Raw genomic sequence first — 12,518 nt, 5'->3', positions numbered from 1 at the left:
ATTATATGTTACGATTTTATTTTTGCAGGTAAAAACTTAATAGTGATGAATCCGACAAAAACTAAAAACATGACAGCAATAAACAAAACAGAATAAATACTTTCATTAAAGAATAATTGACAAAGATAAACTAGAAATGAGGGAAGAAAGCCACCAATTCCAGCAGCTATTCCCATATATCCGCCCACAGCTGCATTACCCTTTTCTTTAGCGGTCTGCGCTGCAATCAAGAAGATGTATAAAATAATGGTGTTATAGGTAAAGCCGAAGATTCCCGAAGTAATATACATGCTGATGTAACTTTTCCCAAAAATGTAAATTGCTAAAGATAAAGCGCAAAGAAATAAGGAAATGGGGAGGAAATTATTCTTGAATTTATTATATATCTTATTAAATAATAGACCCGAACTGATTGAACAAATAGAATTAATGTTATTAGCATGGACTGTTATTACAGCTATGTCTGCAAATGATTTCGTAGCAAACAAAGTTGACAAATTAATACCAATCGATGACATCAGCATATTTAAGATTAGAAAGAAAATACTGATGGTGAGAAGTTTGATGTTTTTTTCTTTTTTGATAGTTGATTTGGATGGTGCTTTTAAAGGAATATCAGGAATATAAAAAGATAGAATAAGTGTTATTACTAAAGGTAAATAACCAAGAAACATAAAGTCAGTTGAAATCTTGCTTAAATAGCCAACTAATGTTTGGAAGAAGATTGCACCTAGACTGGAAATGATCGTTGTATAACCTAAATACTTGATTTGACGATTATCAGTGTAATATTCTAAAATGATGGATTTATTTAAAGAAATGGCAATTCCGATTCCAATACCAAAGAGCAGTCGTAAAAATAATCTTGAATAGAGCTCGTCAATAAAGAATGGACCAGTCCCACCAAATAAAAGAGCAGCGTTCATCGCAATCAATATAGTTCGATAAGAAACTTTTGTTCCAACAAACTTACTACAAAAATATGAGGTAGGGATAACAGCTATAGAGGGAATCGTGATGATTAAAGAGACAGTAGACATAGGATAAGCAGAATATTCTTGATATAACAAATTCATTCCTGGAATTATTGAGCCTCTAATCGATGAAACTAATGCCACAGATAATATTGATAACAAGATCAGTTTGTTTTTCATTATATGTTGATACCACCTTTTAATTAACATTAGCAAATATTAAATTATAAAGCAATAATTGTGTGAAAAAGTTGTAATATTAAGATAAAATTAAATATTTAAGGTTAATTTTGTTGTATTATAAAAATATAAAGATAATTTGGAGGAAAAAAAGATGAAGAATGATTGTTTTAGTTTTATTAAATTTTGTAATGAAAGAATCGCAAATAGTAATGATTATAATATTGCTAGAACGATTATTAATCACATTGAGGATATTAAAATATTATCATTAGAGAAGATTGCAGAAGAAGCTAATATTTCTCCTGCTTCAGTTAGTCGTTTCATCAATAAAGCTGGTTTTGAATCCTTTCAGGCTTTTAAATATGAATTTGAGTTGTTTACTAGGGATGTTAAAATGCGCCGAATTATTTCTCATACTCAAAGATTTATGCGGACGACGATTGAAAATATGAGTGAATCTTTATATGTTGATGGTCTTGCTAACTTAAGACAGACTAAATTAAATTTAGATATTGATAAGTTAAAAGAAATTGTTAAGTTACTCAAAACTTCAAAAAGTGTTACATTTATTGGTGATAGTCATGAACTGGCGGATTTTTATACGCTGCAGTTAGAGATGTTAGTCAACGATATTCCGGCATATTTGATTAATTTTTATGAGTTTGAAAAGATGTATCTAAACCAGTTAGATCATAATGATACTATTGTTTTTATTGGTGTATATAAGGAATGGTTTTCTGATGCTCAAAAAGAGATTTTAGATTATGCAAAGGAACGTAAAATAAAAATCATTGCCTTTGTTCAAGAAGAAGATTATTTAAAGGAGTATGCTGATTTATTATATGTTTATGGAATTCCTGACAGTTATAATGATGGTTATTATTCTTTGCCATATTTAAATCGATTGTTATGTGAAATGATTTATTTCAAATTATAAAACCTGCTTGGAACTAATCGATATCATTGTTCACAAGTTGATCAAGAAACTCATCATAACGCTTCATCACATCATATGTCTGCGGGTAAATATCAAATTATTGAAACGATTATGTCTTATACTTCACAATATTCTTTTGCTGAACTTAATAAGTTTAGTGTTCAAGAACTGTATAATATTTTAGCTATATTTAATCAAGAGGAGGTTCCTGAAGGGTGTCAGCCAGGGCATAATCAAGATAGTCATCATAGAAATCATAATCAGCCTAAATAAAAAATCATAAACTATAATACTGTTTATGATTTTTTACGAGTTGATTTATCATTGTTGAAAAAATTAGCATATTTATAATTATACCAGATTTTCGAGTAATTAAATTTTTTGCCGTTTGAAAGGAAAACGTTATCATCGATAATTAAACCAAAGGCACCAGGTTCTAGGTTTAAAAGCTCTTGATCTTCTTTTGATAGTGGTTTAGCAAAAATGTATTTTTCAGAAAAGCCGATCGTAAGTTTTAAATCATTAATAATAAAAGAAAAAATTGATGTTTTTGCAATGTCTTCATTAAGATAAGGAATGATGTCTTTGTTATAGTAAGTATATTCAACAGCAAAAGGGATATCATCAATATACATTAATCGTTTTATTGCATAAACTGGAGTACCAACTTTACATTCTAAATGTTCTGCTAGATCAGTATCACAGTCAATTAATTTAAAACTTAAAATATCACGTTCTAATTTTTCACCGGGATGTTCAGCTGAAAAACCGATTGTGTTATTTAATTTGATAGTTCCTTTATTTGGTTTTCGAATGTAAAAACCACTACCATGAATAGCAAATAACAATCCATCATTAACCAGCAAATTAATAGCATTGCTGATGGTGTTTTTACTAGCATCATATTCTTTCATCAGCTGCCCACCAGTAGGCAGTTTTTTTGTTTCTTCAAATTCACCATTTTCAATTCGTTTCTTTAAATCAATGGAAATTGTTTCGTACTTTCTCATAATATCTCCCATCCTTATTTATAAAAATATCATTTAATTATTATTTTGTAAAGTGTTTGGTAACAATTTTGCATATATAGGACAAAAAAGAAACCCCTTACATTTTGTATTGACACTGGTATTAAAACGTTGTATTCTAAAAGTAGATAACAATAAAATTGTTTGGTAACAATCGCAAAAGATGTAGAAAAGGAGTGTGAATATTGATAATAAATAAATGTGTTAGTAGTTTGGGGAAATAAAGGGGATAAACGAATGAAATAGTGTTTATTTTGGAAAGGAAACTTTATTATGAAAAAGAGAGGTAAGATTGTTTCGTTATTAGTTATAGTGGCGATGTTTTTTAGTTATATTGTACCAATCAAGGCTCAAGGAAATTGGCAACAGCATTTAGATCAAACTATCTTGAAAGTGGGTTATACAGAGGTTTATAAAGATAATAAACCGGTAGTACCAAATGCTAATCTGACAATTACGATAACTGGAACGGGATTGAGTGGTAAAGAATATAACACAGTACTGATTGATGAAGAAGCAAGAGAAGTAGAAGCAACAAAGCAAAATGGGGTAATCAATGGTGACACTACTCAATTAGTGCTGCAAGTACCAGGAACATTGTCAGGGGGTCAATATCAAGTAAGAACAACGATTGATAGTGAAAGTGTTACAAATGGTCTAATTTTATTAAATAATGTTAATTTAAGCAGTAAGATCAGTACCAACGTTACTGGATATTCAGGAGTAACAGGCGATTTAATTGATGGTATTCAGTGGGCAATGTATACGCCCGTTACAAATAAGCCAACTAGAGAAAATCCAGGAATTTTTACATTTGATTATGGAGAGGATTTAATAGATGTGTATTCTTTAGATCTATATTCAACATATGGAAATGACCAAGGCCCTAAAGTTGCAGAAATATTATATTGGGATGATAGTAGTCAAACTTGGGAAAATATTTTAAATAATGGCAGTCGTGAATTTGAATTTAGGTGGGATAAGAATATTGAATGTGAGCCATTTCGAATTCAATTTGATCAAGTTTATTCAACTAATAAAATCATGTTAAAAACATTAGATTCATATACTAGTTGGGAAAATACGAATGATATTGTTGAAGTACAGGTATGGGGTTATAAATCTGGAGAGTTACCATCTATTCAAATAAGTTCTTCACAAGGAAATTATGGTGTGAAAAATATTGTACCAATGGTAATAAAAAATAAGAATAAATCTACTACAATAAATTTAGAGTTAGTCGATTTTAAATCTCATCAATCACTAGCAAGACCAGTCAAATATCAAGTTGAGATGAAAAATGGTAAATTAAATTATGAATTTGTAATTCCTAAGACAGTACCAGTGGGTACATATAGTATTCATGTTACTTGTGAGGGATTAGATCTTTATAGTGATGAGTATCGTATTTCGTTAGATCAAGATATAAATATTGAAAACTGTTCTAAATATTTAGATATTTCTTTGGTTAATGATCAAGCCTATAAAATTACAAGTATAACTGATGGTGACATAAAAAGCGGTTGGAGTAATAATGGGAATACGTCTTTATTGTTTGAAGTTAAACCTGAAAATAATAAGTTTGCCAATATTGCATTAAAGAAAATGAGAATTTATACGAGTAATAAAAACATTGAAACTGTTACCTTAAAAGGTATTGCGAATACTAATTATTATCGTAATGTTAATGTCAATGAAAATGGGATGATCAATGATTTAGCTGGTGATTTTAAACCAGACTGGAAAAGTGATAAAAATGGGGATTATTTTGAAGTTGATCCCGGTTATTTATCTTTGGGAAATATATTTATTTTAGAATTACAAAGTAATGAAAATATTGTAATCAATGAAATTGAAACAGAAGGTGTATATTTAAAAGATAATCTTTTATCAAATGCCCGAGTTTATCATAATGGTGAAAATATTGATGCAGCTGGAATGGTTGATAATAATGTAAGTAGTTATTATAAAACTACATATTCTGATAGTGATGAGTATATCTTAGATTTTTCACCACGGACAATTACAACTAATGAACTTGTTTATACGGCACATTTTCCTAATTCACAAGGTATTGGTAATTTGACTGTGGAAATTTGGGATGGTAATAGTTGGAAAAATGTTGATACATTTGATTTTAAACATAAAACCGATAATCAAATTAGAGAATCACAGCAGCTTATTTTTAATGAACTTACAACTAGTAAAATTCGCTTGATCGTAAATAAAGCTAATCTAGTTTGGGATAATTCCTATTTATTTACAGATTTAAATGCAATTGGAACAATAAATAATAATGCTCAGTACTATGCTGAAAGTATTGATACCAATATAGTTGTAAATCAAGGTGAAAGCAAATTTCCAATTCCTCATTTAAAAGGCTATGAGGTATCGATCAATAGTTCTGATCATGAGGAAATCATTGATTTAAATGGTAATATTAATGCACCTTTGACAGATACAAAAGTTAAAATAACATTAAAGGTTAGTAGTGAAGATGGTCAGGATGTTGGTATCACAGATGAGTTTGAAGTTGTTGTACCAAGAAGAGTTTTGCCCGGCAATAAATTGATTTCAACTATTGTTGATAATGAAACGATTTATAATAATCCGTCAATGGGATGGGTTCAATATTATGAATTCCAAGATACCGATGTTGATAAATATTGGGCTGAAATGGATGAATTATATGCTCAAGGTTTAAAGACAAATATTTTATATATTCGTAATCCTTGGAGCTGGTATGAACCATCAGAAGGAAATTATGCATGGAATGATCCTGATAGCAGGTTGAGTAAATTAATTAGTGGAGCAAGAGCGCGAGGAATTCAATTAGCTTTTAGGGTATTGGTGGATTCAAGTGATGCTTTTCAGCAGGCAACACCAGAATATGTATTTAAAGCAGGAGCAAGCTGGTATAAAACTGATCGAACTGATGATACGGCACCAGAAATCGATGCTAAAGATCCATATATTAATGATCCTGTTTTCTTAGAAAAATTAGATAAGTTTATTAAAGCATTTGGTGCAGAGTTTAATAATGATTTAGATATTGCTTTTATTGATGGTATGGGCTTTGGTAACTGGGGTGAAGCACATCACGTTAAATTTAGTACTGAGTGGGATGATAATGTTTATGATGCGGTTGAAAAAGTGATTAAAATATATGATAAATATTTCCCGGATGTTTTATTGGGAGCTCAAGAAGGACAACCAGAAAATTATGGGACTCAAGAAAATGATGAGATCATTAATACTGACAAACCTTATACTGGAGCATTTGACAAAGAATATGATTTTGTTGTTCGCCGTGATACATTTGGCTGGATGACGGATGCAATTAGAAATCAAACATTAGAATGGTTTAATCAAGGAATACCAGTTTTTGCAGAAAATTGTTATCATTCATTTAAAGTACGAGAATACTGGTATAATAATGCTGGTTATCCGACTTTGGATGGTATTTTACGTCAGGTCGTAGCTGATGCTTTGGCATGTCGAGCAAATACTCTAGATGCTCGGGTTGTAATGGACTGTCAGAAATGGCTAGAGAATGATCAACAAAACGGTTCTGGTTTATTGAATAAATTTGGTTTGAATGGTGGCTATCGCCTCGCTTTGACTAGTTTAGAAGTTCCTGAGCTTTTCACGACTGGGGAAGAAATAACGATTAAACAAGCGTGGCGTAATTTAGGGCTAGGCATGTTGCCGAATAAAAATAAACATTGGGATAATAAATATCATGTTGCTTTCGCATTATTGGACCCAAAAACAAATCAGGTTATTTATCAATATAATGAAGATACTGATAAAGTAAACCCGGGTGATTGGCTTTTCGAAGATGGAAATAATCATTATGAGACTACATTTAAATTGCCAAATAGTATTAAATCAGGTGAATACAAACTAGCAACAGCAATTGTTAATGATAAAAATAATAATCTTCCGGAAATTGCTTTAGCCCTTAAAGATGCGGAAGTGACAGAGCAGGGCTGGTATGTTTTAGATAGTATTAATGTAAAAAATATAAATGATTCAGATACAACATTTGGTATTTTTATTGAAGATACTGTAAATGGTAAAGTTATAGCTGATAGGTCAACTGTTAACGCTGGTGAAAGCGTTACTTTAAAAGTTGTTCCTGACCAAGGCTATGAACTTGATCAATTACTAATCAATGAAAAGGCAGTTGAAATTAAGGATAACTCATATATGATTAAAAATGTTACGGCTGATATTCGTGTAAGGGCCTCATTTAAAAAAGCTGGTGAAGTAACCGTAAAACCTGATGAGTCTAAGGATAGTTCAGTAGTAGCAACGGGAGATGAGGTTCAATTATTTGGATATATAGGAATGTTTATCGGAGCATTAGTTTTATTAGCTGAGTTGAAAAGGAAATTTAAACATCAGAGCTAAAATATAAAAGCAGGTAATTTACCTGCTTTTTCCACATATAATTATATTTACTAAAATAATAATCTTTTATTAGTAAATTAATTGACATGGTTTACGTGATTAACTATAATTGTTAGTGCATAGGATTGTTACTATTTGATTAGGCAAGACCTGGTTGTTTAAAGCGTTTATAAGCGTGATGAACAATCAGGTCTTTTATATTTATTTGGGAACTTTAACTAATCAAAATAGCTATTCTATACGGGAAAAGGAGGAAGTTATGAAAGGAAGATGGAATCAAAAATTATGTGCTGTAGCAACTGTTTCAATGTTGTTATCATCAGCACCAGTTGGGGTATTAGCACAAGAAAATGCAAGAATTACTCAGTCAGACCCCGAAGAAGTATATGTTGATATCATTGGAGATGGGCAAAGAACCACGCTATTTAATGAAAATTGGAAGTTTCATCGTGGTGATATAAATGATGCTCAAAACAAAGATTACAATGATTCAACTTGGGAAACGGTGAATTTGCCACATGACTATAGTATTGATCAAGATTTCACAACAAGCGGAGAAGCAGAGAGTGGTTTTTTACCAGGTGGCGTTGGCTGGTATCGAAAAACTTTTGTAGTACCTAAAAAATATCAAGAAAAACAATTGATGATTGAGTTTGATGGCGCTTATATGAATGCTGAAGTTTATTTAAATGGGACAAAATTAGGTGAGCATCCATATGGATATACTGCTTTTGCATTTGATTTGACTGAGGGCTTAATCTGCGATGGTGAGACTGAAAATGTTTTAGTAGTAAAAACTAATAATAAAATTCCAAGTAGTCGCTGGTACTCTGGAAGTGGGATTTATCGAGATGTAAAGTTAACAGTTACAGATAAGGTTCATGTTGGCTATAATGGAACTAAAATCATTGCTAAAGATTTAGAAAATACTAAGGACAATAATGTTAAAGTTGATGTTACAGCAACAATCGATAATGATAGCGATACAAATAAAACGATCACAGTTAAAAATACTTTATTGGATGCTCAAGGAAATGCCGCGGGTAGTACCGTCACTAATGAAGTTGAATTAGCAGCTAAAAGTACAAAAGATGTAAAACAGGAAGTGTCTGTTATTGCTCCTAAATTGTGGTCCACTGAGGATACAAATTTATATACAATGAAAACTGAAATCGTGGCGGATAATAAAGTTTTAGATACTTATGAAACTGAGTATGGTTTCCGCTATTTTGATTTTGATAATAATACAGGTTTTTCATTAAATGGTGAAAAAATAAAATTAAAAGGTGTTTGTCTGCACCATGATCAGGGTGCACTAGGAGCAGTTGCTAATCGTGATGCAATTGAACGGCAGGTCAAAATATTAAAAGAAATGGGATGCAATGCGATTCGTGTTACCCATAATCCTGCGGCATCAGTTTTATTAGAAGTATGTAATGAAAATGGAATGTTAGTTATTAATGAAGCATTTGATGGCTGGACCGAATATAAAAATGGAAATGTTAATGACTACACTTCACATTTTAATGAAGTAATTAGTACCGATAATCAAATTGTTAATGGAAAAGCTGGAATGAAGTGGGGCGAATTTGATGTTAAAGCAATGGTTGATGGTGCTAAAAATGATCCAAGTGTAATTATGTGGTCATTAGGTAATGAAATTGATGAAGGAGTATCAGGAAATACCTCACATTATTTAAATTTAGTTGATGATTTAATTAAATGGGTTCAAGAGGTTGATACAACTCGTCCAGTCACAAATGGTGATAATCGCAAAAATACTAATCCAAATGCGATGCTCAGCCAAATTAATCAAAAAATATATGAAGCTGGTGGCGTGGTTGGAATGAACTATGCAAATGGTGATCAAACTATAGCTATGCACAATACTTATAGCGATTGGCCACTATACGGTTCTGAAACGGCAAGTGCTGTCCATAGTCGTGGAGTTTATAATACTACGGGTAAAGATGATAATACTTTACAAATGTCAGAATATGATAATGATGAGGCAAAAGTTGGCTGGGGACATTCAGCAAGTGATGCCTGGCAATTTGTTATTAAGAATGATTTCAATGCTGGAGAGTTTGTGTGGACTGGTTTTGATTATATTGGTGAACCAACGCCATGGAATGGAACTGGAGCAGGAAGTGCAAGTGGTCAGGGAGCTAAACCTAAATCATCATATTTTGGAATTGTTGATACTGCAGGATTTGTAAAAGATACTTATTATTTATATAAAAGTATGTGGGACGAAGATACAACTACTTTGCATTTAATGTCAACATGGAACAATGATGAAATAGTCAAAAATAATAATGGTAAGGTCAAGGTCGATGTATTTACTAATGCTGCAAAAGTGGAGTTATATTTAAATGGGAATAAAGTGGGGGAGGATACAGCAACAACGCATACTACTGCTTTAGGATATAAGTATCAAACATTTTCAAATGGAGAATTTTACCCAAGCTTTAATGTAACCTGGGCTTCAGGAACGTTGAGTGCTAAAGCATATGACAAAAAAGGTAATTTAATTACAGAAACTGAAGGAAGAAGCAGTGTAACGACTAATACCAAAGCTGCAAAATTAGCGATAAGTGCTGATAAAAAGGAAATTTTAGCTGATGGCAGTAGTTTATCTTATCTTACTGTCGATGTTAAAGATATGAATGGAAATATTGTCGCTGGAGCTGATAATCGTATTAATTTCAAGATTGAAGGAAATGGTAAAATTGTTGGGGTTGATAATGGTAATGCAGCTGATACTGATAGTTATAAGGGAACTTCACGAAAAGCCTTTTCAGGAAAGGCATTAGTGATTGTTCAATCTACTAAAGATGAGGGATCATTTACATTTAGTGCCAGCAGTGATGGTTTAAGTGGTTCAAATATTTCTGTCAAGACGGTTAAAAATGCTGTTGAGGGTGATGCTTATCTGCAAAGTTACACAATTGCTAAAAATTTATATGTTAATGTTGGTGAAGAACCTGATCTGCCTGCAAAAGTTGTAGGAACATACAATAATGGGGAGACAAGAGACTTAACGATTAAATGGAATGAATATGATAAAGAATCATTAAATAAAATTGGTGAGTTCACAATAACAGGAAAACTTCAGGATAGTGAAGCTGTAGTAACTGTAACGGTTCATGTAATTGGTAATGTCGTAGCCATGGAAAACTATTCAACAGTAACTAGTGCAGGAATTACACCGGTATTACCACAAACGGTTCGAGGACTTTATGAAAATGGAAATTATAGTGAGGCTTTTCCGGTTAAATGGAATATTCCTGCTGATGCTTTTAAAAATGAAGGAATGGTAACAGTAAAAGGTACAGTCAATGTTCTAAATGAAGTAAAAGATGTTACAGCAACTGTTCGAGTAGCACCAAAATTAGCTGATTCACAGAATATTGCTTCAAAGAATTATCAAGATACACCATTATTTACAAATGGGAAAATGGTCAATGGTGTTCCAAGTGAACCAACAGCAACGCCAATCAATGATTCATTGAGTGAATTAAATGATGGGATTACTAATGAAAGTGGACGCGAAAGCGCACGGTGGACAAATTGGAGTTTAAGAAATGAAAATCCTCCGGTGGATACTTATGTACAATTAGAATGGCAAAAAGAATACTTGATGCAAAATATTAAACTGTGGCATTTTACGGATAATCAATTCAGTGTTTTACCAGGTGATAACAATGTCCGGTTTGAATATTATGATGTTCCAACAAATTCATGGCAAGAAATTGAGTCTTCGCACATTACACAAGTACCATATACATCTGGTGATACTCCATATGGATTTATTCACCCGATTACAACTAATAAATTACGCATATGGATGAAGTCACCGCAAGTTAATAAATGTATTGGTTTAACAGAAATAGAAGTATATGATTATATTTTACCAGTAACTGCAAATTCATCTGCAAATCTAGATGATTTAAAATTAGATGGGGTTAATATTAAAGAATTTAATGGTTATCGAGGGTATGATAAGCTTACTAAAACATATACTGTTGATTTGAAAACAGCTGATACCCCATCAGTTATAGCTCAAGGTAATAATAATGAAGCAATTACTGTTTTACCAGTATATAATAATGAAGTAAAGATCATTGTTAGAGCGGAAGATGGTAAAACGATAGAAAATTATACTATTAAATATATTATCTCGGTAAACAAAGAGTTTCTTGAAAACTATATTGAAAGCGATGAAATAAAGAAAGTTTTTGAAACAAGTGAAGAATATACAGTCCAATCGTATCAAGAATTTAAGGAAGCATATGATCAAGCAATAGTGATTTTGAAAGATGATCAGGCAACACAAAAACAAGTTGATGATAGTTATGAAAAATTACAAACTATGTATCAAGCTTTAGTTAAAAAGACTGAAGAAAAAGTTGATAAGAGTCAGTTAGAAGCACTTTTAGCTATTACTGATAAGATTACTGAAGATATTTTAAGTAATCTTGATGCTGATTTAGTTAAAGAGTTTAAGACCGCTTTACAAGCAGCACAAGATATTTATACTGGAAATGATGTAACTCAAGCTCAGGTAAATGCTGCTATTACACGGTTAAATGTGGCAATTGAAAATTTAAATATTCGTGATTTCAATAAGATTAAATTACAGGAGCTAGTTGAGCGGACTGAAAAATTATCTGCTAAAGATTATACAAGGGCTTCTTGGGAACGATTAGAAAAAGCTTTATCAGCAGCCAAAATTGTCTTAGCAGATGAAAAGGCGACACTGGCAGCTGTTGATGAAGCCAAAACGGTTTTACAAAATGCACTAGAACAATTAGAGAAAGTTGCGATTAGCGAAGAGTCTTCTCAAGGAGTAAAAACTGGTGATGCGGCTAATTTTGCTGGTATATTTGCATTAATGGTTTCAACTGCGAGTCTGGTTTTATGGATGAAAAGAAGAAAAGAAAATAATTAATAATAATAGAAGGATGTTTTAATATG

The 12,518-nt window shown here is 31.8% G+C and carries 6 protein-coding genes; 4 read left to right on the top strand and 2 right to left on the bottom strand.

All coding sequences use genetic code 11. The annotated features are described in order from the left end of the window. Window positions 1-8: 8 nt before the first annotated feature. On the bottom strand, window positions 9-1,154 hold the full coding sequence (locus EYR00_RS12610; protein WP_009300738.1) for an MFS transporter: 1,146 nt from the start codon (window positions 1,152-1,154) through the stop codon (window positions 9-11). Window positions 1,155-1,308: 154 nt separating this feature from the next. On the opposite strand from EYR00_RS12610, the gene EYR00_RS12605 reads away from it, so the two are divergent. Then, on the top strand, window positions 1,309-2,094 hold the full coding sequence (locus tag EYR00_RS12605) for a MurR/RpiR family transcriptional regulator (RefSeq protein WP_003537247.1): 786 nt from the start codon (window positions 1,309-1,311) through the stop codon (window positions 2,092-2,094). A gap of 75 nt (window positions 2,095-2,169) precedes the next feature. Beyond that, window positions 2,170-2,367 carry a hypothetical protein gene (locus tag EYR00_RS12600; protein WP_003537250.1) on the top strand — a complete coding sequence of 66 codons (198 nt, stop codon included), beginning with the start codon at window positions 2,170-2,172 and terminating at the stop codon, window positions 2,365-2,367. Window positions 2,368-2,390: 23 nt separating this feature from the next. Here EYR00_RS12600 and EYR00_RS12595 read toward each other — a convergent pair whose 3' ends face one another. Beyond that, window positions 2,391-3,104 (bottom strand): GntR family transcriptional regulator, encoded by a 714-nt coding sequence (locus EYR00_RS12595; protein WP_008791108.1) that lies wholly within the window; start codon window positions 3,102-3,104, stop codon window positions 2,391-2,393. A 291-nt stretch (window positions 3,105-3,395) separates the two neighbouring features. Between EYR00_RS12595 and EYR00_RS12590 the strand changes: the two genes are divergently transcribed. Together EYR00_RS12590 and EYR00_RS12585 are read left to right on the top strand one after the other, a co-directional pair. Then, complete coding sequence (locus EYR00_RS12590) at window positions 3,396-7,538, top strand: DUF4832 domain-containing protein (RefSeq protein WP_003537254.1); 4,143 nt, start codon at window positions 3,396-3,398, stop codon at window positions 7,536-7,538. Window positions 7,539-7,797: 259 nt separating this feature from the next. Beyond that, window positions 7,798-12,492: a glycoside hydrolase family 2 TIM barrel-domain containing protein gene (locus tag EYR00_RS12585; RefSeq protein ID WP_040434256.1), complete on the top strand. Its 4,695-nt coding sequence runs from the start codon at window positions 7,798-7,800 to the stop codon at window positions 12,490-12,492. Window positions 12,493-12,518 lie beyond the last annotated feature (26 nt).

This window comes from Thomasclavelia ramosa DSM 1402 (genome assembly GCF_014131695.1).
Lineage (GTDB): Bacteria > Bacillota_I > Bacilli_A > Erysipelotrichales > Coprobacillaceae > Thomasclavelia > Thomasclavelia ramosa.
Note: the sequence above shows the minus strand (reverse complement) of the source record. Positions and strands in the feature narration are given on the sequence as shown.